Raw genomic sequence first — 22,509 nt, forward strand, 5'->3', positions numbered from 1 at the left:
TCTCAGTTTGCCGTCTGTCAGGCGCTCTTAGGCAGCCATCAACTCGCGCAATTCACGAATGCTGAAATCGCTGATTTCATGCATGCGGATGAGGATCGTGGCGCCGATCGGCAAGGTATTGTGACGAATCTTGCTGATAACAGGTGGCGCCACTTCCAGAGCTCGCGACAAGGCGGCGTCATTTTTCAGTTGCAGCTTGTCGATGATCGCATCGAGGACGCGATTCGGGTTGTAGGTAGGCAAAGAGGTAATTTGTTTGAGAGACATGATCAAAAATCCGTACTTGTTGTATTAAAGCAAGAAAAAACAGAATGTCTCTTCTGCAATAATTCAGGGTAAACACACTAAAAAGCGCCATCACTTATGCGGTTTTTACGCCGCAAACAATATAATACACGCTATTGTTGATTTTTGCGTAACTTAAAGCAAAATTGTGATAATTGAAGAGAATTGACGCACTTGGAATGTGCTAGAGGATAACTCAAATCAGGAAAATTTGCTGCACGTCATCAATTTTTACAATGGGGGACGCCGCTACGCATGAACCAGGCAATCGTCATGAGCGTGCCCAGACGGGCCATGTCGGCGGATAGATGCCAACCTTGCGCGGCCACGCCGGCCGGGGTGGCAGGCAGGCAAGTGCCTGCGGTGGCATCGCCACGGCACCAGGCCAGTTGCCGGCGAATTTCATCGGGTGGTGGTGGCGGCTGCAGCGCATGTTCGCGGCGCCGCATATAGGCGCGCACCTGTTCCTTGCTGGGGTGACTCGTAGCTCGCATGGCTCGCTCCTGCTGACGGGAAACTGCGTCGCGCTAATTGTAGAGCCCGCCACAAATAGCTGAAACGCGTGACGACATTGCTCACCATATCGCCAGCGCGCCATGCTTCGTTTGCGCTGCATCAAAAGGCAAGGCCCCGGTGTTGCGCCGAAGCCCATGCTGTCCCACGGCCTGACGGCCGACAGACTGCTCTTATTTCTTTTGCTGGCGCACGCGCTGTTGCTGTTTTTCCTGCGTTTGCTGGCGGTTCTGCTTGCGTTCGAACAGGGTGACCGCATCTTTCTTTGCGTGCTCGACGGTACGCATTTCCTCATGCGCATCGTGCGGGACAAAAAACTCGGCGTCCTGCGCCGCCACGACCAGCTTGATGGCGGCGTCGTCGTCAAGGCCATACAGTTCCGTCAGGACGGTGGTGACCTCGTCCAGGTATTCTTCGTAAGTGAGGGTGCTCATGCTGTCGTCCTTAGGTGAATGGCGCACCGCCGCAACGGCGCGCTGCGCGCCGGCCCAGCAAAGTGCGCAGATAACCGGTCATTTTACCCGATGCCGGCGCCAGCGGCGGACAGCGACCGCAAGGCATCGGCCACGCGCGCATAGCGCAGGCGCACGCCCAGCTCGTGCTTGAGGCGCGTATTGTGCAGGCGGCGCGATTCGGACATGAACGACAGCAGCATCGGCGTCACCACTTGCCGCAGCTCGGCACGCGGCAGGCGCGGCGGGCGCGGCAAGCCGAACGTATCGGCCACGGCATCGAAATATTCCGCCATTTTGAGTTCGCTGTCATCGCTGGCGTGATACACGCGTCCCGGCTTGCCCCGCCACAAGGCCCGCTCGATGATGCGCGCCAGGTCATCGGCATGGATATGATTGGTGTACACATCGTCGCTTGCCGCCAGGGCCGGCGTGCCTTCGCGCAAGCGCTTCAGCGGCAGGCGGTCATCCGCATAGATGCCGGGCACGCGCAGGATGGCCACACTGGCGCCGCGGCGCGCGCCCCAGCCACGCAAGACCTGTTCGGCATCGACGCGCCGCTTCGCGCGCGCATTCGCCGGCGCAAGCTGCCGCGTTTCATCGACCCAGTCGCCGGCGCAATCGCCATACACGCCGCTGGTGCTCACATACACCATGCGTGCATGCTCGGGTAAAATGGCGGCCAGATTGCGCGTGCGCTGGTCCAGCAAGCCGGACGACCGGGGCGGCGCCAGGTGCACGATCATCGTCGCCAGTCCCGCCAGCCGTTTCAGGCTGGCGCGCTCGTCGAGGTTGGCCACGATGGGCACGGCGCCGGCCGCCCGCAGCTGGGCGCGGCGCGCCGGCTGGCTGGTGACGGCAAAGACGCGAAAACGCGTGCGCAGCAGGGGCAGCAAGCGCATGCCGACGTCGCCGCAACCGAGGATCAGCAGGCGCGGCAAGCCTGACGGCTTGCGCAAAGAGTGCATTAACATATTTTTCATCTCAAGGATTGTATGACTTTTCAAGTTACTGTTCAGCCCAGCGGCCACCAATTCAGCTGTGAAGCGGACGAAACCGTGCTGGCGGCGGCGATACGCGCCGGCGTGGGCTTGCCGTATGGCTGTAAAAATGGCGCCTGCGGTTCCTGCAAGGGTAAAGTGGTTTCTGGCACCGTCCAGCACAAGGCGCACCAGCAGCGCGCCCTGACACCGGAAGAGGAAGCGGCCGGCTTTTCCCTGTTCTGCTGCGCCACGACAAGCGCCAACCTCGTCATCGAAGCGCGCGAAGTGGCGGGCAGCAGCGACTACCCGATCAAGAAAATGCCGTCGCGCGTGACCAGCATCGAAAAAGTCGCGCCCGACGTCGTCGTGCTGACCCTGCAGTTGCCGGCCAGCGAGCGCCTCAATTACCGCGCCGGACAGTATATCGAAATCATGCTGCGCGACAACAAGCGCCGCAGCTACAGCATGGCCAGCGCGCCCGTCGAAGGCGGCCCCGTGAGCCTGCACATCCGCCATATGCCAGGCGGCCTGTTCACAGACCAGGTCTTTGGCAGCATGAAAGAGCGCGACATCCTGCGCTTCGAAGGCCCGATGGGCACCTTCTTCCTGCGCGAAGATTCCGACAAGCCCGTCGTGCTGCTGGCCTCGGGCACGGGCTTTGCCCCCTTGAAAGCCATCGTCGAGCACATGATCAACGAGCGCTCACCGCGCCCGATCACCCTGTACTGGGGCGGCCGCCGTCCGCACGACCTGTATATGGACGCGCTGTGCCGCCAGTGGGCCGCCGACTTGCCGCAGTTCACCTATGTGCCCGTCGTGTCGGAAGCCTTGCCGGAAGACGCATGGGAAGGCCGCACGGGCTTCGTGCACCAGGCCGTCATGGCCGACTTGCCCGACATGTCCGCGTATCAGGTATATGCCTGCGGCGCGCCGATCGTCGTCGAATCGGCCAACCGCGATTTCGTGCAACTGTGCCAGTTGCCAGCCGACGAGTTCTACGCCGACGCCTTCACCACGGAAGCCGACCTGGCCAAGTAAGCGTCACCTTCCAGACAGCGGGGCGCGGCTGGCGCGGCGCCCGCTGCCGCCCTCCCCCGCTGTTCCCTGGAAATCTCATGTCTCTCGCCATCCTGCGTCACCGCAACTTCGTCTGTTATCTTTCCGCCCGCGTGCTGGGCACGGTGGCCGTGCAGATGCAAAGCGTGGCCATCGGCTGGCAGGTGTACCAGATCACGGGCAGCCTGTTCGACCTGGGCCTGATCGGCCTGGCGCAATTCGCGCCCTTCCTCGTGTTGATCTTGCCGGCCGGCCACGTGGCCGACCGCTACAACCGCCGCAACATCATCGCCTGGTGCCTGGCGGCGCAACTGGCGTGCGCACTGGCCCTGCTGGCGTTTACGTTAAGCAATATTTCCATCGTCTGGCCCGTGTTTGCCGTGCTGGTGCTGTTCGGCAGCGCGCGCGCTTTCATGATGCCGGCCACGCAAGCCGTGCTGGTGAACATGGTGCCCACGCAACACTTCAGCCGCGCCGTCGCGCTCAGCTCGTCGAGCTCGCACGTGGCCATCATCCTGGGCCCCACCCTGGGCGGCTTGCTGTATTACTTCGGCCCCAAGGTGGTGTATTTGATTTCTTCCGCGCTGCTGGTCGTGTCCGTCCTGCTGATGCGCGCCACCGCGCCGGCGCCGCAAGTGGTGAAACGCGAACCCGTCAGCTGGCATACGCTGCTCGAAGGCTTGCGCTTCGTCTGGTCGAAACCCATCGTGCTGGGCGCCATTTCGCTCGACCTGTTTGCCGTGCTGTTCGGCGGCGCCACGGCCCTGCTGCCGGCGCTGGCGCATGACGTGCTGCATATCGGCCCCGGCGGCCTGGGCTTGCTGCGCACGGCGCCGGGCGCCGGCGCCGCCCTGTGCTCGATCGTGCTGGCCATCGTCCCCATCACGCGCCGCGTGGGCGCCTGGATGTTCGGCGGCGTGGCCGTCTTCGGCCTGGGCACGCTGGTGCTGGGCAGCACCAGCTATTTCCCGCTGGCGCTGGCGGCGTTGCTCCTGATGGGCGCCGGCGACATGGTCAGCGTCTACATCCGCCACCTGCTGGTGCAGTTCGAGACGCCCGACGAGATCCGCGGCCGGGTCAGCGCCGTGAATGCCGTCTTCATCGGCGCCTCGAACGAGCTGGGCGAATTCGAATCGGGCTTGACGGCCGGCTGGTTCGGCCTCGTGCGCGCCGTGCTCTTCGGCGGCGCCGCCACGCTGGCCGTGACGGGCATCTGGGCCGTGCTGTTCCCCGTGCTGTCGCGCATGGACCGCTTTCCCCACCACGAAAAGGAAGCGGCAGCCAGGACGGCCACCGCGACCGCGCGCTAGGCGCTAAGATGCGCTATTGCCACTGACGAACCCGCACCATGAAAATCACGCTTCCCTTGCACGGCTTCATCCGCAGCCGCCCCCACCTGAGCATGGCCACGGCCATCGGCGTGGCGGCCGGCCTGCTGCTGCCGTCTTCCTGGCAACAGATGACGCGGCTGCTGACGGCGTGGAACGTCGCCGTCTGGTTCTACCTGGCGACGATGGCCTGGATGATGATGCGCGCCAACCATCACAAGGTGAAGGTGATGGCGGCGCGCCAGGATGAGCGCGCCGCCACGGTCCTGTCGGCCCTGTCCGTCGCATCCGTGATGAGCCTGGTGGCCATCGTCTCGCAGCTATCCTCGATGAAAGACATGGCGCCGGACGAGCGCGCACTGCATTACGGCCTGACGATCCTGACGCTGGTCGGCTCCTGGTTCCTCGTCGGCACCCTGTTCTGCTTCCACTATGCCCACCTGTATTACCAGGCCGACCCCGCGCTGCGCCCCCTGAAATTTCCCGACGACGAACAAAACCCCGATTACTGGGATTTTCTGTATTTCGCCATCACCATCGCCGTGGCCGTGCAAACGTCGGACGTTTCCGTGCAGACGCGCTTGATGCGGCAGATCGTGCTGGGACAATCCGTGCTGAGCTTTTTCTTCAACCTCGTCGTGCTGGGGCTGTCGATCAATATCGCGGCGGGCCTGATCAATGGATAAGGCTGACGATAAATAATTTCGTGGTGGAAACTTGACCTGGCTGAAGGGTTAAGCTCATCTTAATCGTGCGCACCCTCTTGAAATACTGGAAAGAGGAGTAAGATAAGTTCCATGCACGAGGTCATGTGCATGAGGCAGCAACCGGGCCGCAGTACGCCTGAGATGGGTTTTTTTTGAATTGACAGGAGTAAGCATATGCAAATCAATATTCATACCGACAGCACCATCGCCAACACCGCTGGACTGAACGAACATGTGCAATCCGTACTTGAAAGCGCACTGAGCCGCTTCCGCGACAACCTGACCCGCATCGAAGTCCACCTGAGCGACACGAATGGCCCGAAAGGCGGCGCCGACGATATCCGCTGCGTCATGGAAGCACGCGTTGCCGGCTATCAACCAATCGCCGTCACTGAACAAAACGCCACCGTGCATCAATCCATTGCCGGCGCCACCGACAAACTGAAACGCGCCATCGACAGCGCCTTGGGCCGCCTGCAAGACAGCAAGCGCCACGCCACCGGCAAGAATGCCGTGATCGATACGGCCGAAGCGGAAGAAACCGCCGAGTAATTCCCCACCCGCAGGATTTCCAGAGACTGAGGCAGCCGTTCAAGGCTGCCTTTGCACATCCGGCCCGCCTTTCGCGTGCGGCAACAAGCATATCAAAACCGTCATCATTTCAGCTTACTAACACGACAATGAAATAATTGTCGTATTTCTCACAGTAGGTGTCATCAAGCAAGCCTTTGCCGTGACGGTCTAGGCCGCTTTACGCTATCATGAAGCTACCGGCCCCCTGCTCGCGCGCGCCGGCTTTTTGAAAGTGTGATTGTGGAACAGATCGGCAACTTCGGCGCTTCAGGCTGCAACATCGGCGATTTACAGCTATTTCGCGATGGGGCGGATAGCCAGACGGCCGCCATGCTGGCGCCCTGTCCCGTCATGCGCCTCGAAGCGGGCGAAGCCATTGCCGACACACAAGGCGCCAGCCTGTACATCGTCCTGCGCGGCTCGCTGGCCGTGGCCGCCGACACCCACACGGGCATGGATGACGGCACCGTCAGCAAGGTCTTGCCCGGCGAAAGCGTGGGCGAACAATCGGTGCTCGATGAAGCGAGCAACCTGGCCGCCATTTCCGCCCTGGAAGAAACCGACTTGCTGGTGATCGATGCGGCTGTCGTGTGGGAATTGATCGAGCAATCGAACGGCCTGGCGCGCAACCTGCTGCGCCTGCTGTCCTTCCGCATCCGCGCCGCCAATGCCCTGCTGCGCCGGCGCCAGAAACTGGGGGAATTCTACCGCCAGCTGTCGATGGTCGACAGCCTGACGGGCTTGTACAACCGCGCCTGGCTCACCGACTTGCTGCCCAACATGATCGTCACGGCCCACGCCAGCGGCGAGCCGCTGTCGCTGGTAATGATAGACCTCGACCATTTCAAGCGTTTCAACGACGCGCACGGCCACCAGGCGGGCGACCAGGCGCTGCGCATCGCCGCGCAAGTGCTGGGCGCGGCCCTGCGGCCGACGGATTTTGCCGTGCGCTACGGTGGCGAGGAAATGATGGTGATCTTGCCCGATACCAACGAACACGTGGCCCTGCGGGTGGCCGAGCGCCTGTGCGAGCGCATGCGGCACGCCGTCATCTTCGCCGACATGCGCAGCGCGCTGCCGCACATCACGGGTTCCTTCGGCGTGGCCAGCCTGGCGGCCGGACAGGACGACGAGGCGCTGATCGCCGCCGCCGACGCGGCCCTTTACCGGGCCAAGGCTAACGGCCGCAACAGGGTCATGCTGTAGTTCAGGCGGCCTTGCTGTCGGCCGGCTTGGCGGCATCATCCTTCTTGCTGCTGTGCGCGGCGATGAAATCCGCATAGCCCTTCTGCACCAGCGCATACGTCTTGTCGATATTGCCGGCGATATCGCCATTCAGCACTTTCAAGCCGCCGAGGATGTCGCGCGCTTCCTTGAAGCCTTTTTCCATGCCGCCGCTGATGGTGTCCATGAACTTGGTCAGGGCGGTATCGTCGTCCAGGCCGGGATTCTGTTTCTTGAAGGCGTCAAAAAATCCCGTCGACAGCGATACAATGCGGCTCGCCGTCGCTTCGGCGCTGTTATCCTGCGAGGCCGCGTTCTGTATCGCGTCCTCGCCGTACTGGCCCTTCAACGCTTCATTGATGTTGGTGATGGCCGTCTTGTACAGCAGCGCCAGCGGCTCGTTCTCGGATCCGATCGAGACGTTCAGCGAGGCCTGCATGATGGAGGCGTTCAATTGCAGCTTGGTGCGGTCGTTAACGCTCATTTCAGCGTTGACGCCGTCCTTTTGCTGGACTTTATCGTCCTTGCCGGCAACGCCCGTACTGACGGAAGTCACGGAAGGGGTGGAATTGCCGCTTGCGGCGATGGGAATTGACACGATAGACCTCCTTGAACGGGCAATGTATGCCACCATGCGGAAAACGCGATGATGACCATCCTCTCGTGTAGTATCGGCAGGTTTTCAGAAAACTGTAGCAGCGGCCGCTTTCAGGGGCCCGGATAACCAATCAAGCAACGACCATCAATGACTAACCAGACCTTTCTTTGGCACGACTACGAAACCTTTGGCGCCCAGCCGCGCCGCGACCGACCGGCCCAGTTCGCCGCCATCCGCACGGATGCCGACCTCAACGAGATCGGCGAACCCATCATGCTGTATTGCCAGCCTGCCAATGATTTCCTGCCCGACCCGCAATCGTGCCTGATCACGGGCATCACGCCGCAGCAATGCCTGCAGTTGGGCGTGCCCGAGCACCAGTTCGCCGCCACCATCGAGGCGGCCTTTTCGGAGCCGGGCACCATCGGCGTGGGCTACAACACCATCCGCTTCGACGATGAAGTCACGCGCTTCCTGTTCTGGCGCAACCTGATCGACCCGTATGCGCGCGAATGGAAGAACCATTGCGGCCGCTGGGATATCCTCGACGTGGTGCGCATGACGCACGCGCTGCGCCCGGAAGGCATCGCATGGCCGAAGCGCGACGATGGCCAGACCAGTTTCAAGCTGGAACACTTGAGCAAGGCCAATGGCCTGGTCCACGAAGCGGCGCACGATGCGCTGTCCGACGTGCGCGCCACCATCGCCCTGGCGCGCCTGATCAAGCAGAAACAGCCGAAACTGTTCGAGTTTTGCCTGGCGCTGCACAAGAAAGACAGGGTCGCCAGCGAGATGGGCATGCACCTGGCCGCCAGCGAGCGCCAGCCTTTCCTGCACGTGTCGGGCATGTTTCCCGCCGAACGGGGCTGCCTGGGCGTCGTCTGGCCGCTGGCCACGCATCCGAGCAACAAGAACGAGATCCTCGTCTGGGATTGCGCCTACGACCCGCGCGAACTGTTCAGCCTGGACGCGGACACCATCCGCACGCGCCTGTTTACACGCAGTGACGCCATGCCGGAAGGCATGACGCGCCTGCCCGTGAAAAGCGTGCACCTGAACAAGTCACCCATGCTGGTGGGCAATTTAAAGACCCTGTCGCCGGCCATGGCCGCGCAGTGGGGCATCGACGTGGACGCGGCAAAGGTCAACGCCGGGCTGGCCGCCACGGCGCCGAACATGGATGCCATCTGGGCCGAAGTGTTCCAGCGCCCGGGCGCGAATGTCGCCCTGGATGTGGATGAGGATCTGTACAACGGCTTCGTCAGCAACGACGACCGCCGCCTGCTCGAGTCGCTGCGCCGCGACACGCCGGCCAGGCTGGCCACGGCCCGCCCCTCGTTTGCCGACGAGCGCCTGCAGGAATTGCTGTTCCGCTACCGCGCCCGCAATTTCCCGCAAACCCTGAGCGAAGCGGAAAGCCTGCGCTGGGAACAGCACCGCGCCGCCCGCCTGTTCGACGGCGACGGCGGCGCCCGCACCATCGAAATGCTGTTTACGGAAATCGACGTGCTGTCGGAATCCGTCGATGAGCGGGGCGAGGAAATTCTGGGAGAACTCTACGATTACGCGGAGATCGTTGCACCACAGCGCGATTAGTCGCACCTAACCAAACCTGCTGCGCGTCGGTATAGGTGGCCTGCGATGCTCACGGTACTCCAGTACGGTTGCGCTTCTCGGCCACCTCTCCCTTCCGCTCGCTACGGTTTTGTTAGGCGCTGTGAGGCTAACTGTATATCGTTTTTAAACCGACCGATGGGTGTTGATCGCATCGCGCGTTTCAATCGCCACGCGGCGCGCCGCGTCGGCCCAGTCTTCGCCCGCTTGCGGCGTGGCGTAGATGATGGCGCGCGACGAGCTGATCATCATGCCCATGCCGTTCGCCGTCTGGCCCGCGCCGACGGTGGCGGCGATGTCGCCACCCTGGGCGCCGATGCCGGGCACCAGCAGCGGCATGTCGCCGACGATGGCGCGCACTTGCGCCAGTTCTTCAGGGAAGGTGGCGCCGACGACGAGCGCGCACTGGCCGTTTTTATTCCACTTCCCGGCCACCAGGCGCGCCACGCGCTGGTACAGCGGTTCGCCGTCCGTATTCAGGAATTGCAGGTCCGAGCCGCCCGGGTTCGAGGTGCGGCACAGAATGATCACGCCGCGGTCTTTCCACGCCAGGTAGGGATCGAGCGAATCCTCGCCCATATAGGGGTTGACGGTGACGGCGTCGGCGCCGTAGCGCTCGAACGCTTCGCGCGCGTATTGCGTGGCCGTCGCGCCGATGTCGCCCCGTTTCGCGTCGAGGATCAGCGGGATGTGCGGGTAGTTCTCGCGCACGTAGCGGCAGATGTCTTCCAGCTGCTTTTCCGCGCCCAGCGCGGCAAAGTACGCGATCTGCGGCTTGAAGGCGCAGGCCAGGTCGGCCGTGGCGTCGATGATGCGCGTGCAAAAGGTGGTGATTCCATCAGGCAGGTCGCGCAGTTCGGCCGGCAGTTTCGCCAGGTCGGGGTCCAGGCCCACGCACAGCAGGGAATTATTGGCCGTCCATGCGGCGGATAATTTATCGATGAAATTCACGGCACACCTTCTCTATATTCAGTTGCAAACCCCGTATTGTAACGCGGCGCAGGCCATGCAAGGCAGCCGGGGGCGGCGGCCGGCGCTTATTAAACCGACATTGCAGGCCGTTTCAGGTATATTTGCCTCACCTCCCCCATTACGCACGGAACCTATCATGCAAATCACCAATCAATTCACCAAATGGCTGCGCCTGGCGCTGAGCGTCACCGTCTTGGCCGGCATCCTGACGGGCTGCGGCTACAACGAATTCCAGAGCAAGGACGAAGCCACCAAGGCCGCCTGGGGCGAAGTGGTCAACCAATACCAGCGCCGCGCCGACCTGATCCCCAACCTGGTGAACACCGTCAAGGGCTATGCGACGCATGAAAAGGAAACGCTGGAAGCGGTGACGAAGGCGCGCGCAGCCGCCACCAGTTTCCAGATCACGCCCGAGGTGCTGAACGACCCGGCCGCGTTCGAGAAATTCCAGCAAGTGCAGGGGCAGCTGTCGTCGGCCCTGTCGCGCCTGATGGTGGTGTCCGAGAAATACCCCGACCTGAAAGCCGACACCAGCTTCCGCGACTTGCAGTCGCAGCTGGAAGGCACGGAAAACCGCATCACCGTGGCGCGCCAGCGTTATATCGCCGCCGTGCAGGATTACAACGTGCATGCGCGCAGCTTCCCGAACAACCTGACGGCCATGGTCTTCGGCTACAAGGTCAAGCCATCGTTCACGGTGGACAATGAAAAAGCCATCTCGACAGCACCGACCGTCAACTTCGGCAAATAAGATGAAAACCTGGTCCTACCTTGCGGCGCTGGCGACGGCGCTGCTGCTGTGGTCGATGCCGCCGGCCGGCGCGCAGGGCTTGCAGCCCGTGCCGCCGCTGGCCGCGCGCGTGACGGACAACGCCGGCATGCTCGACGCCAAGCAAAAGGCGGCGCTGGAAGGCGTGCTGGCCGATTACGAAGCCAAGACGGGCAGCCAGATCGCCGTGCTGCTGGTCAAGAGCACGGAACCGGAAGCCATCGAGCAATACAGCATCCGCGTGACGGATGCCTGGAAGCTGGGCCGCAAGGGCGTCGATGACGGCGTGCTGCTGATGGTGGCGAAGGACAACCCCTCGTCCCTGCGCCGCCTGCGCATTGAAGCGGGCCGCGGCGTGCAGGGCGTGCTGACGGATGCGCAATCGAAACGCATCCTGCAAGACGTCATCGCCCCGCATTTCAAGCAAAATGATTATTACGGCGGCCTGGTGGCCGGCATAGGCGCGATTGCCACCCTGCTGAACCAGGAGCAATTCCCCGCCCCGGTCCAGCAAAAAGCGCCAGCCAGCATGGAAGCGGGCGGCATGACCTTCTGGCTGCCGCTGCTGTTCTTCGGCTTTCTCGTCGTGCTGACCCTGTTCCGCTCGCGCGGCGGACCCACGCGGCTGCAGCGCGGCAGCAACTGGTCCAGCGGCGCCACCGGCGTCGTGCTGGGCAGCATCCTCAACCAGGCCCTGAACCACCGCGGCGGCGGCGGCTTCGGCGGCGGCGGTTTTGGTGGCGGCGGCGGCGGTGGTTTCGGTGGTGGCGGCGGCGGTTTTGACGGCGGCGGCGCCTCGGGAGATTGGTAATGACGAAACAACTGACATTCGGACAACGCTGCGGACGGGCCTTGAAACATTTGCGGGGCACGCCGGCGACGGCGCGCCAGGCCTTTCCGGAACGCACCCTGAAAGCCATCGAGACGGCCATCGCCGACGGTGAAGCGATGCACCAGGCGGAAGTGCGCCTGATCGTCGAAGCGGCCCTGACGCCGGGCATGGCCTACCAGGGCGTGAGCAACCGCGAGCGGGCGCGCGAACTGTTCGCCCAGTATGGCGTGTGGGATACGGAAGACAACGTTGGCGTGCTGATCTATATCAACCTGGCCGAACACCAGGTCGATATCGTGGCCGACCGCAACGTGGGCCGCCGCGTCACGCCGGAGCAATGGCAAGCCGTGTGCCGCACCATGACGAAAGGCTTCAAGGAGGGCAATTACCATGACAGCACCCTGCAAGCGCTGGCGCAGCTGAATACCCTGCTGCAAAGCCACTTCCCCGCCGATGGCACGCGCGGCAACCAGTTGCCGAACGAACCCATCCTCCTCTGAATCCCGGGCAGGGATTAAAATCTGCCATTGCCGCGCACACAGGCAGCGCGCCCCACCCGCAGAGGAGAACACATGAAACTGATCGATAAAACCGCCATCGTCACGGGCGCCACGCAAGGCATCGGCCTCGCTTGCGCCACCCGCCTGATCGCCGAAGGGGCGCAAGTGATGCTGGTCGACATCAAGGAAGAAGGCACGCAGGCGGCGGCCGCCCTCGGCCCGCAGGCGCGCTTCTTTTGCGCCGACGTCAGCCAGAAGGCGGACGTCGATGCCATGCTGAAGGAAACCCTGGCCCAGTTCGGCCACATCGATATCCTCGTCAACAATGCGGGCGTCACGCACGCGGCCGACTTCCTCGACGTCTGCGAAGACGATTTCGACCGGGTCATGCGCATCAACCTGAAATCGATGTTCCTGTGCGGCCAGGCCGTGGCGCGCGAGATGGTCAAGCGCAACAGCGGCTGCATCATCAATATGTCCAGCGTGAACGCGGAACTGGCGATTCCGAACCAGGTGCCGTACGTGGTGTCGAAAGGCGCCATCAACCAGCTGACCAAGGTCATGGCCTTGAACCTGGCGCCGCACGGCGTGCGCGTGAACGGCATCGGACCAGGCACCATCCTGACGGAACTGGCCAAGCAGGCGGTGCTGTCGAGCCCGCAGGCGCGCCACACGATTTTGTCGCGCACGCCGCTGGGCCGCTGCGGCGAACCGGAAGAAGTGGCCGGCATCGCCGCCTTCCTGGCCAGCGACGACGCCACCTACATGACGGGCCAGACCATCTATGTCGACGGGGGGCGCATGGCGCTCAATTACACGGTGGCCGTGAAGGAGTAAAGGCAGGCACAGCCAGTTATATCAAAAAACGATAATGGTTATCTGAAAATACCATTAGACACATATCGTGCGACGCAGCATAATGCACCTGTCTCCACTATTCTCCTCCAAGAAAATAGTTTTAAGCCCGCTTTCACCAGCGGGCTTTTTTTTCGCCATCACTGCTGTAACATGGCCATTCTTGCCATATTCCACACTCTTTCCGATAAATTGCGCTGTCGCAAAAAAATGTTGCGGCGTGTCATCAGCTCGTCATGTTCGCCCCCCATACTTGCTTCATCTGCTGTACAGGCAACCGATATGCCTGACTACAGACAGGTGTGCTGCGATGGCACACCACTCCCCTTTCATGACCGTGGCGGGCGCCGGCAAGGCGCGCGACATGGTGAGTACCGAGCAACTCTCAACTCTTGACCCATTTCATTTGGGTTTTTGGCCCGCGCCCCCGCGGGCCTTTTTTTGCCTGCCCGGCAAGCTCTTGCGCAAAAACATGGTGGCCCGCCAAGCGCATGATATTGTGACTGCCTTTCCACCCGTCCTGACGCATCATGCCTGCATCCTTGCCCGAACTCTGTTTTTCCGACCGTTATGAACGCCTGCGCTACCGCACCGCGCTGCTGTTGTATGTCCTGGTGATCCTGATCGGCGACATCCCCGGCGTGCGCGCGGACGTAGGCCAATATGCGTCCGGCGGCGTGCTGCATTCCCTCGGCTATGGCGTGCTGGCCCTGATCCTGTTCAGCGGCACGGGCGGCGGCATGGCGCGCCGCGCGCTGTTGTCGGTGCTGATGGTGGCGGCCATGGGCGCGCTGGACGAATTCATCCAGAGTTTCCTGCCTTACCGCCATGGCGCCGTCAGCGACTGGGTGGTCGATATCACGGCCGCGACGGCGGTCTGCCTGCCGCTGTATTTCCTGTGGCCGAAAATGGTCGCCGCCGCCCTGGGCAAGGACGCGCCGCTGTCCGAAACCTGAACGGGGGATGACGCGCGTCCGTCAGGCGCGGTCCGCTTCGCTATCCTGCAACTCCAGCCGCAACTGTCCCTGGCTGCGCGTGCCCAGGCGCCGCATCAGGGCGCGCGCCTCGCGCCGGCTGCCGGCGCCCATGGCGCGTGCCGCATCGCGCTGCATGTCGAGCAACTGTTCCGAGCGCGCCAGCCGCACCAGGCCATGCAAGGCCTGGGCCAATACATGGCGCGCACGGGCATCGCGCGCGGCGCCGGCGACGGCCTGCACCAACTCATCGATCAGTTTTGCGGTAGGACCAGATGACATTTTTTCTCCCGATTAAACAGTGAGGAAACGTGCGGACGCACAAAATGGTGATTGCCAGCATCGTTTATACCAAGCACGGCAATTAGATGCTTGATCTAGCTCAATCGACAATGACGGCTGCCGAACATCCTTGTTCCGCCATGCTCTTACATGCAGCAATCGCCGCCATCCGCATCACCGCGGGCGCCGATCCTGAGTGTGCGACCATGAGGAGACCAAGATGAGATCGAAAACAACCCTGCTGCTGACCGGCCTGACATGCACCCTGCTGGCGGCCTGCCATTCCACGGAGAATGCCAGCCTGGCGCGCAGCAATAGCGGCGAAACCTATGCCGCGCCGGCCGGCACGACACCGCAAAGCAGCCCCCCGACCAGCAGCACGGCCAGCACCGATACCGGCAACGCCACAGGCAGCAGCATGAGCAGCGACATGAACATCAGTTACGCCACGGTGCAATCGATAGAAACCGTGCCGCGCAGCATGGACCAGGGCAGTGCCGACATGCAGGCGGGCACGTCTGGCACCGCCGGCACCACCTCGGGCGCGGCGGGCAATATGCTGTACCGCGTCACCTTGCGCCTGGAAGATGGCACGACGCGCACCTTTGTGCAAAATACCCAGCCCGCCTTCCAGATCGGTGAGCGGGTCACCGTGCAAAAAGGTGTGGTGCAGCGCTATTGATCAGTGCAGGGGCTTGCCGATGCTGGCCGATTTCCTCACAGCACCTGGCCGCACTCGGCACGCATTGGCACGCATTGGCACGCACTGAGTGCGCAGTTGCCGCGCAGTTGCCAACCATTTTTCAGGCCTGCGTCAGCGTCAGCGGCCGGCTGCGCCCCTGCACCACGGCAGAGGGCCAGGCCGGGTCGTGCGTCAGGTTGTGCAACTGGCTGCCGTCGAGCAGAAATGTGTCTTCCACCGTGCTGCCGGGCAGGCTGGGGTGGAAGGCCAGCGCCATGCCCCGCTTGAGGATGATTTCCGTGTGCGCGCCAGCCACCACTTCGGGCGCCAGGTAGCCATGGATACCGCCCTGCCGGCTCGTGCGCACCGTGTCGGGCTGGCCTGCATAGGCGTAGGCGCTGTCGAGTGCGTGATACACCATGCTCAGCGCATGGCCCGTTTCGCAAGCGTCGAGCGCCACCGCTTCCAGCGCCAGCATGGCCGCATCGGCATCGTCCATGAGCACCGCCGCGCCGTTGCCCCGATGCCGCGCCGGACCGAAGCGCCGTTGACGGCTGAGACTGGCGCACAGGCCGAAACGCCGCGCGCACAGGGCCAGCACGGCTTGCGTGCCCAGCATCACCTGGGCTGGCGGCGCGCGCCGATAACGGTGTTGGCGCTCCTCGCCGCTGACCAGCACGTGCACGGCCTGCAAGCCCCGCAGCCACAGCGCGCGCGCGCACGCGGCAGCCAGTTCCTGCTCGCTCCAGTCGGGGCGGGCCTGGCGCAGCGCATCCGCGGCCGCGCCGGCAGCCAGCTGCCCCACCTGCCGGTAACGCTGCTGCTCCGATTCCAGCAGCACCAGCCGCTCTTCGCGCAGGGCCACGGGCAAGCTGCGTTCGTGCAAACCCGGCCGGTCGGACAAGACCGGCGCGCCGCCGGCCGCATGCTGCACGAAATGCTCGCGCAATTCATACAGCTGCGGTTGCATCCAGGGCGACACTTGCCACAACCATGGCCCGCGCACTTCCTCTTCCCGCATGCGCATGGCTTCCGCTTCGTCCGTCAGGATGTAGGCGGCGTCGCGCGTCACCAGCACTTCCGCGCAGCCGCACTCTGCCGTATGGCAATGGCTGTTCGACGCCCCCGCCGTGGCCCACGCAAACCAGTCCACGCCGCGCAGGCGCACGGCGCCGGCCCGCTCCTGTTCCAGCCAGCCCCGCATCTGCGCCAGCTTGTGTCCCACTTCCAGTTCCAGCGGCCAGTTCATGACCGCCCCTCGTGCGCGATCATCGGGCATGGCGCCACCGCGCCTGCCCTGCCTGGCACCAGCCGGGCGTCCTGTTGTTCATGCATAGCTGCTCCCTTCCCACATGGAAACGTAAGACCGGCGCCTACATGAAAAGTTCAGTGCCCGGATGCGTCTCAGGCTTGCAGTCTATGACTTCCCTCTATTTTTGCAAGCGGCTATTTCGCCAGCTCGATCAGCGCGGCCGTGTACATTTGCAAGTTCAGCAACAGCTGCTTTTCCGTGATGAACTCATGTTCGGAATGCCCCGTGTAGACGGTGTGCGGCATGGCCGGGCCAAAGCTGACGGCGTTCGGGAACAGGCGCGAATTGGTGCCGCCGCCTATGGCCACCGGTTGCGGTTTCGCCATGCCAGTGTAGTGCTCGAAGACGGACAATAACGTGGGAATCTGCGGCGCGTCCGTCTGCAGCCATGGTTCGCCAATCTGCACCTGCAAGCTCGCCGGCACGTGGCGCCGCGCCTTCCAGCCATCGAAGGCGGCCGTCACCTGCTGCTGCAGCACGGCCGCCGTCTTGCCTTGCGGACGGCGCAAATTGATGTTCAGTTCCAGCGCGCCGCCATCTTGCTTGAGCACGGTAGGCGCCACCGTCATCGGTCCCATGAAGCCGTCGCGGTAGGCGATCTGGCCAAAGCGTTCGCCGTAAATGCCCGTGCCCACCAGCTCATTCAGGAACGACAGCATGTCGGCCGCCTGCGTGCCCTGCCACGGCTGCACGGCCAGCGCGTCGGCCAGCATGCTGATGGCGTTGACGCCGTCTTCCGGCTTCGACGAGTGGGCCGACACACCCAGCGCCGTCACCGTCAAGGTGTCGCCATCGCGCGCATAGCTGTAGCGCATGCCCTGCTGGCCCTGCGCGCGGGCGCGGATGGCCGTCTCCAGCGCGGCCGGCGCATGGCCGATGACGGCTTGTGCGTCTTCCGGTATCTGGCTGCCGAAAAAGCCGCCCGTCAGGCTCTTCAGCACAGGGCCGCCCGCAAGCGGCAGCGCCGTGCGCGGCGGCAAGGTCAGCTTGATCGAGCCATACCCCTTCTCGGCCGTCACCACCGGATATTCCGCATCGATGGTGATGTTGACCTGTGGCGGCGTATGGGTTTTCAGGAATTGTTTCAACGGTTCCCAGTCCGATTCCTCGGCCATGTAGACGTACAGCTCGATGCGCTTGCTCAACGGCACCTGCTTGTCCTGGATCGCTTTCATCGCATACAGGGCCGTGGCGATGGGTCCCTTGTCGTCTTCCGTGCCCCGTCCCAGCAGTTTTCCAGGCTCGCTGGTTCGGTCCAGCTCGAATGGCGAACGGGCCCACTTGGCGGGATTCACGGGCTGCACGTCGCCATGCGTGATCACGCCCACGCGCTCGCTGCCGCTGCCCATGCCGATGATCACCACGTGGCCGTGATCATGGAAATCGAATCCCAGGCGCTGCGCCTCGGCCGCCAGGTAGCGCTTGAAGCCCGTGTGCTGGGGATGGTCGGCAAAGGGCACGGCCGGGTCGGCCACCGTGTTGTAGCTGATCATCTGCGCCAGGCTGGCGATCAGCGGCTCGGGATAGGTGGCCAGCGCGTAGCGGGCCGTTTCCTGCGCCTGCAGGCTGACGGGCGCGGCGTGGGCGGCGGACTGCAGCAGCAGGCTAATCAAGGTCAGCAAAACAGGTTTCTTGAACATGGGGAGGCGCATGAAGTTGGGAAGCACACTCTAGCATTGCCTTGCCCGCTTTCCAATCAACACGAGTTTTTTACCGATCAGTACGCAAATTCCCGATTCGCATTATGATGTGTCCAGCCTGTCTTCCCCGCCACGCCGTCCTGGGTGACCCTGCCAGCGTCAAGGGATAGACAAATCGTCCATTGTGATTTTCCACCACGTCCCGATATCGCTACCATGATTCCATTTTCCATACTCGACCTGGCCCCCATCGCCGAAGGCAGCGACGCCAGCCAGTCGTTCAAGAACACGCTCGACCTGGCGCAGCACGGCGAACGCTGGGGCTATCACCGCTACTGGCTGGCCGAACACCACGGCATGCCCGGCATCGCCAGCGCCGCCACGGCCGTCGTCGTCGCCCATGTGGCGGCCGGCACGAAGACCATCCGCGTGGGCGCGGGCGGCGTGATGCTGCCGAACCACTCGCCGCTGGTCATCGCGGAACAGTTCGGCACACTGGAAGCGCTGCATCCGGGCCGCATCGACCTGGGCCTGGGCCGCGCGCCCGGCTCCGACCAGACGACGGCGCGCGCGCTGCGCCGCGACCTGCAATCCGACGCGGAGCAGTTTCCGCAAGACGTGCTGGAATTGATCGACTACATGTCCGACGAGCCGCGCCAGCGCGTGCTGGCCGTGCCCGGCAAGGGCGCGAAAGTGCCCGTGTGGATACTCGGGTCAAGCCTGTTCGGCGCCCAGCTGGCCGCCCACCTGGGCTTGCCATATGCATTCGCCTCGCACTTCGCGCCGCAAATGATGATGCAAGCCGTGGCGTATTACCGCGAACACTTCAAGCCGTCAAAACAATTGGCGAAACCGTACGTGATGCTGGGCTTCAATGTGTTTGCCGCCGACACGGATGCGCAGGCGCAGCTGCGCGCCACCTCGATGCAGCAGGCCTTCGTCAACCTGCGCACGGGCCGCCCGTCGCGCCTGCAAGCACCCGTGCCCGGCTACCTGGAACAGCTGGGGCCGCAGGAACGCGCCATGCTCGACTCCGTCCTGTCGTGCACGGCCATCGGCGCGCCGGAGACCGTCAAGGCCAAGATGGCCGCTTTCATTGCCGAGACGGGCGCCGACGAGCTGATGATCACCTCGCAGATTTTCGAGCACCAGCACCGCCTGCGCTCGTATGAAATCACGGCGCAGGTGCATGCGGAGCTGGCCCGGCAACAGTAACTGACAGTTTTCCTCCCTCGGTATTTCCCCAAATACCCTTTTCCCGGCCGTCGGCAACGATCGCCGGGATTTTTTTGTCTGCCGTTTTGCCTGCGGGGTTTCCTTCCACCCCGCCGCAAAATCGGCCGCGCCCGGCAAGAAATGCGCCGCCCCGCTATCATGCTCGTCCAAAAGCGTCATTCCAAGAAAGTTGTATCGCATGAAATCTGCACCATCCACTATCGACGCCAGCACCCTGCTGACGTCGACGCGCATCCTGTTGTTCGCCCTGTCCGCCGGCGTGCTCGTCGCCAGCCTGTACTATGTGCAGCCGCTTACTTCCATGCTGGCCGCCTCGTTTGGCGTGAGCGTGCCGCAAGCGGGCTACCTGGTCACGGCCACGCAGATCGGCTATGTGCTGGGCATCGTCTTCCTCGTGCCGCTCAGCGACGTGCTGAACCGCCGCCAGTTGCTGACCTGGATGCTGATCGCCAAGATCGGCGCCCTGCTGCTGGCAGCCACCAGCCAGAACATCATCGTCTTTGCCATCGCCAGCGTCTTGATGGGCATCACGTCCAGCGCATTGATGGTGGTCACGGCCATGGTGGCGTCGTACGCGCCCGATCACAGCCGGGGCCGCATGGTGGGCACCGTCATGACGGGCTTGTTGCTGGGGATTCTGCTGGCGCGCACCGTCTCCGGCACGGTGTCGCAGATCAGCGGCGGCTGGCGCACCGTCTACGTGCTGGCCGCCATCGTCGTGGCCGCCCTGCTCGTCATGCTGCGCCGCATCCTGCCCAACGAGGCGCCGCGTGGCAGGCTGCAATACGGAAAATTGATGGCCTCGCTGGCCGACATCATCCGCCAGGAACCGCTACTGCGCCAGCGCGCCCTGTTCTCGGGCCTGGGCCTGGGCACCTTCAGCGTATTCTGGACGGGCCTGACCTTCTTGCTCAGCGGCGCGCCATATCACTACTCGGAAATGCAGATCGGCCTGTTCGGCCTGGCGGGCGCCACGGGTGCGTTTGCCGCCAACACGGCGGGCCGCATGGCCGACCGCGGCTATGCGCGCCAGGCCACGTGGCTGCTGGCCGTGGGCTCCATCGCGGGCTGGGCCCTGATCGGCTTTGGCGCCCATTCGCTGGCGCTGCTGTTGATCGGCATCGTCCTGCTGGACATGGGCGTGATGGGCTTGCAAGTGACGCACCAGTCGATCATCTATAAACTGGCGCCGCATGCGCGGGCGCGCGTCACCACCGTGTTCATCGCGGGCGGCTTCATCGGCGCGTCGGCAGGCTCGGCCCTGGCCAGCGCCAGCTTCGCCGCCGGCGGCTGGCCCGCCCTGTGCATGGTGGGCGGCGCCATGCCGCTGTTGCTGCTGATCGTGTGGAGCAAGTACCGCCACACGCAGCGCAGACTGGAACGGACAAGCGCCACCTGAACCAGCGCGAAAAAAACCGCTCGGACGAGCGGTTTTTTTACGTCCTTACTTCGCCGGCGCGCGCGCCTTGCCGAACGCATCGCCCGCCTTCCAGGCCGGCATCCTGGCCGCATTCGCCACGGCCTGCCCCAGGTTCAGGGTGAACTGCGCCTGCTGCGTCATGCCGGACAAATCCCAGCTGGCATCGTACTCGTCGGTGACTTGATGGTAGCGGGGGCCGTAGGCGGCCGCCTTGGCTTTCGACGCTGCCACGTCCTTGATGTACTCGCGTCCGCCATTGATGGAAAACGCGGGCACGCCCGCCTTGGCAAAGCTGAAATGGTCGCTGCGGAAATAGCCGCCGGCCAGGTCGGGACGCGCTGGCGCGATGTGCATGCCCATGGCTTTCGCCACCGTCGCGGCCATGGCGCCCAGCTCCGTGCGCTCGCTGCCCTGCGCGCCGATGTCGTGCGTGGCGCCGACGAAATTGAGGCTGTCGAGGTTCAGCGCCGCCGCCGTCTTGTTTAGCGGCCACAGCGGGTCGGCCGCATACGCGGCGCTGCCCAGCAAGCCCTGCTCTTCGGCCGCCACCCACAGGAAGATCTGCGTGCGCTTCGCCGGCTGTTTCACGGCTTCCTGCGCCATGGCCAGCAGGCCGGCCGTGCCGGACGCATTGTCGACGGCGCCGTTGTAGATGGTGTCGCCCGCTTTTTCGTCATCCTTGCCCTGCTTGCCCAGATGGTCCCAGTGGCCGCTGTAGATGACGGCTTCATCTTTTAATACCGGATCGGTGCCCGGCACCATGCCGGCGATATTGAACTGTTCCACCTTGCGCACGGCGGACTTCATTTCGCCGCTCAGCTTGGCGTTCAATGCGACGGCCTTGAAGTCCTTGCTTTCCGCTTGCGCGCGCAAGGCGTCCAGGTCCTGGCCACCGGCCGCGAACAAGCGGCGCGCCGCGTCTTCCGCGATCCAGCCCTGCAGCGGCGTGCCAGCCGTGCGATCGGCCAACTGGAAGCGTTCGCTGCCGCTCCAGCTGTTCTGCACCACGCTCCAGTCATACGAAGCCGATGGTTTCGTGTGGATCAGCAATACGCCAGCCGCGCCCTGGCGCTTGGCTTCCTCGAATTTGTAGGTCCAGCGACCGTAATAGGTCAGCGCCTTGCCGGCAAAGCGGTTCGGCTCGGCGGTAGTCGCTTGCGGATCGTTGACCATCATGACGACGATCTTGTTTTTGACATCGACGCCCTTGAAATCGTTCCAGCCTTCTTCCGGCGCCGTGATGCCGTAGCCGACGAACACGAGCGGCGCATCGAAGGTATGCGCGGCAACGGAGTCGCCCGTGGCCCACACCCAGTCCGGGCCGAACGCCAGCGGCACGGCCTTGCCGCCCGCCACGGCGTGCAGGCTGCTCTCTTGCGGCAGCGATTTCACGCCGGCGATCTGCACGCTCTGGCGATAGCTATTGCCGCGCACAGGACGCAAACCGGCCATCTGCGCCTGGGTTTCCAGGTAGGCCACCGTCAGGTCGGCGCCGCGCTGGCCCGTACCCCGGCCTTCCAGCAAATCGTTGGACAGGAAGGCCAGGTGGGCGCGCAGGGGCGCTTCCTGCACCACGGGCAAGCCGGTGGCGGCGTGTGCGGAAAACGCCAGCGCCAGGCTGGAAGCGAGCGCCGTGACGGCCAGGGAAGAAAACAGCTTCTGCATAAGATCCTTTGGATAAGAGGAGACATTCAGTCCGGCG

General features: G+C 63.6%; 24 protein-coding genes. 14 read left to right on the forward strand and 10 right to left on the reverse strand.

Annotated features, from left to right (window positions below):
* Positions 1-27: 27 nt before the first annotated feature.
* The 4 genes from J0O65_RS06210 to J0O65_RS06225 form a co-directional block, all read right to left on the reverse strand.
* Positions 28-267 carry a hypothetical protein gene (locus J0O65_RS06210; RefSeq protein WP_029496207.1) on the reverse strand — a complete coding sequence of 80 codons (240 nt, stop codon included), beginning with the start codon at positions 265-267 and terminating at the stop codon, positions 28-30.
* 242 nt (positions 268-509) lie between these two features.
* Positions 510-779, reverse strand: coding sequence for a hypothetical protein (locus J0O65_RS06215; RefSeq protein ID WP_215405235.1), 270 nt, complete (start codon positions 777-779; stop codon positions 510-512).
* Between the two features lie 192 nt (positions 780-971).
* The gene (locus J0O65_RS06220; RefSeq protein ID WP_215405145.1) at positions 972-1,232 is read right to left on the reverse strand and encodes a hypothetical protein; all 261 of its coding nucleotides are present in this window, start codon (positions 1,230-1,232) and stop codon (positions 972-974) included.
* An 83-nt stretch (positions 1,233-1,315) separates the two neighbouring features.
* Positions 1,316-2,233 carry an SDR family oxidoreductase gene (locus J0O65_RS06225; protein ID WP_215405147.1) on the reverse strand — a complete coding sequence of 306 codons (918 nt, stop codon included), beginning with the start codon at positions 2,231-2,233 and terminating at the stop codon, positions 1,316-1,318.
* A 12-nt stretch (positions 2,234-2,245) separates the two neighbouring features.
* Between J0O65_RS06225 and J0O65_RS06230 the strand changes: the two genes are divergently transcribed.
* The 5 genes from J0O65_RS06230 to J0O65_RS06250 all read left to right on the forward strand — a co-directional run bounded on the left by J0O65_RS06230 (position 2,246) and on the right by J0O65_RS06250 (position 7,103).
* Positions 2,246-3,271 carry a CDP-6-deoxy-delta-3,4-glucoseen reductase gene (locus tag J0O65_RS06230; protein ID WP_215405149.1) on the forward strand — a complete coding sequence of 342 codons (1,026 nt, stop codon included), beginning with the start codon at positions 2,246-2,248 and terminating at the stop codon, positions 3,269-3,271.
* Between the two features lie 77 nt (positions 3,272-3,348).
* Entirely contained in the window at positions 3,349-4,599 is a 1,251-nt protein-coding gene (locus tag J0O65_RS06235) for an MFS transporter (RefSeq protein WP_215405151.1), read from the forward strand.
* A gap of 38 nt (positions 4,600-4,637) precedes the next feature.
* Entirely contained in the window at positions 4,638-5,303 is a 666-nt protein-coding gene (locus J0O65_RS06240; protein ID WP_215405153.1) for a DUF1345 domain-containing protein, read from the forward strand.
* Between the two features lie 195 nt (positions 5,304-5,498).
* Entirely contained in the window at positions 5,499-5,876 is a 378-nt protein-coding gene (locus J0O65_RS06245; RefSeq protein ID WP_215405155.1) for an HPF/RaiA family ribosome-associated protein, read from the forward strand.
* A gap of 261 nt (positions 5,877-6,137) precedes the next feature.
* On the forward strand, positions 6,138-7,103 hold the full coding sequence (locus tag J0O65_RS06250; protein ID WP_215405157.1) for a GGDEF domain-containing protein: 966 nt from the start codon (positions 6,138-6,140) through the stop codon (positions 7,101-7,103).
* Position 7,104: 1 nt separating this feature from the next.
* On the opposite strand, the gene J0O65_RS06255 is transcribed toward J0O65_RS06250, so the two are convergent.
* A complete protein-coding gene (locus J0O65_RS06255) occupies positions 7,105-7,719 on the reverse strand; it encodes a DUF5610 domain-containing protein (protein ID WP_353056157.1) in 615 nt (204 codons plus the stop codon).
* Positions 7,720-7,866: 147 nt separating this feature from the next.
* Here J0O65_RS06255 and sbcB point away from each other — a divergent pair, with 147 nt between their 5' ends.
* Positions 7,867-9,315 carry an exodeoxyribonuclease I gene (sbcB, locus tag J0O65_RS06260; RefSeq protein WP_215405159.1) on the forward strand — a complete coding sequence of 483 codons (1,449 nt, stop codon included), beginning with the start codon at positions 7,867-7,869 and terminating at the stop codon, positions 9,313-9,315.
* A 144-nt stretch (positions 9,316-9,459) separates the two neighbouring features.
* On the opposite strand, the gene pyrF is transcribed toward sbcB, so the two are convergent.
* Positions 9,460-10,284, reverse strand: coding sequence for an orotidine-5'-phosphate decarboxylase (gene pyrF, locus J0O65_RS06265; protein WP_215405161.1), 825 nt, complete (start codon positions 10,282-10,284; stop codon positions 9,460-9,462).
* Positions 10,285-10,441: 157 nt separating this feature from the next.
* On the opposite strand from pyrF, the gene J0O65_RS06270 reads away from it, so the two are divergent.
* From J0O65_RS06270 to J0O65_RS06290, 5 genes are all read left to right on the forward strand, one after another.
* Complete coding sequence (locus tag J0O65_RS06270; protein WP_215405163.1) at positions 10,442-11,056, forward strand: LemA family protein; 615 nt, start codon at positions 10,442-10,444, stop codon at positions 11,054-11,056.
* A gap of 1 nt (position 11,057) precedes the next feature.
* Positions 11,058-11,885, forward strand: a complete 828-nt coding sequence (locus tag J0O65_RS06275) for a TPM domain-containing protein (RefSeq protein WP_215405165.1) — start codon at positions 11,058-11,060, stop codon at positions 11,883-11,885.
* Positions 11,885-12,406: a TPM domain-containing protein gene (locus tag J0O65_RS06280; protein WP_215405167.1), complete on the forward strand. Its 522-nt coding sequence runs from the start codon at positions 11,885-11,887 to the stop codon at positions 12,404-12,406. The genes J0O65_RS06275 and J0O65_RS06280 overlap by 1 nt, the downstream gene beginning before the upstream one ends.
* A gap of 72 nt (positions 12,407-12,478) precedes the next feature.
* Positions 12,479-13,243 (forward strand): SDR family NAD(P)-dependent oxidoreductase, encoded by a 765-nt coding sequence (locus tag J0O65_RS06285; RefSeq protein ID WP_215405169.1) that lies wholly within the window; start codon positions 12,479-12,481, stop codon positions 13,241-13,243.
* Between the two features lie 548 nt (positions 13,244-13,791).
* The gene (locus tag J0O65_RS06290) at positions 13,792-14,217 is read left to right on the forward strand and encodes a VanZ family protein (protein WP_251373537.1); all 426 of its coding nucleotides are present in this window, start codon (positions 13,792-13,794) and stop codon (positions 14,215-14,217) included.
* A gap of 21 nt (positions 14,218-14,238) precedes the next feature.
* Here J0O65_RS06290 and J0O65_RS06295 read toward each other — a convergent pair whose 3' ends face one another.
* Positions 14,239-14,517 (reverse strand): hypothetical protein, encoded by a 279-nt coding sequence (locus J0O65_RS06295; protein WP_215405171.1) that lies wholly within the window; start codon positions 14,515-14,517, stop codon positions 14,239-14,241.
* Between the two features lie 220 nt (positions 14,518-14,737).
* Here J0O65_RS06295 and J0O65_RS06300 point away from each other — a divergent pair, with 220 nt between their 5' ends.
* Positions 14,738-15,199 carry a hypothetical protein gene (locus J0O65_RS06300; protein WP_215405173.1) on the forward strand — a complete coding sequence of 154 codons (462 nt, stop codon included), beginning with the start codon at positions 14,738-14,740 and terminating at the stop codon, positions 15,197-15,199.
* A gap of 121 nt (positions 15,200-15,320) precedes the next feature.
* Here the strand turns inward: J0O65_RS06300 and J0O65_RS06305 are convergent, their stop codons facing one another.
* Entirely contained in the window at positions 15,321-16,448 is a 1,128-nt protein-coding gene (locus tag J0O65_RS06305) for a M24 family metallopeptidase (protein WP_215405175.1), read from the reverse strand.
* Positions 16,449-16,645: 197 nt separating this feature from the next.
* Entirely contained in the window at positions 16,646-18,133 is a 1,488-nt protein-coding gene (locus J0O65_RS06310; protein WP_251373539.1) for a dipeptidase, read from the reverse strand.
* 234 nt (positions 18,134-18,367) lie between these two features.
* Here J0O65_RS06310 and J0O65_RS06315 point away from each other — a divergent pair, with 234 nt between their 5' ends.
* Positions 18,368-19,366, forward strand: coding sequence for an LLM class flavin-dependent oxidoreductase (locus J0O65_RS06315; RefSeq protein ID WP_215405177.1), 999 nt, complete (start codon positions 18,368-18,370; stop codon positions 19,364-19,366).
* 199 nt (positions 19,367-19,565) lie between these two features.
* Positions 19,566-20,786: an MFS transporter gene (locus tag J0O65_RS06320; RefSeq protein ID WP_215405178.1), complete on the forward strand. Its 1,221-nt coding sequence runs from the start codon at positions 19,566-19,568 to the stop codon at positions 20,784-20,786.
* 45 nt (positions 20,787-20,831) lie between these two features.
* On the opposite strand, the gene J0O65_RS06325 is transcribed toward J0O65_RS06320, so the two are convergent.
* Entirely contained in the window at positions 20,832-22,472 is a 1,641-nt protein-coding gene (locus tag J0O65_RS06325) for a M28 family peptidase (protein ID WP_215405179.1), read from the reverse strand.
* Positions 22,473-22,509 lie beyond the last annotated feature (37 nt).

This window comes from Janthinobacterium sp. JC611 (assembly GCF_018682595.1).
In the GTDB taxonomy this organism is placed as follows: Bacteria; Pseudomonadota; Gammaproteobacteria; order Burkholderiales; family Burkholderiaceae_D; genus Janthinobacterium.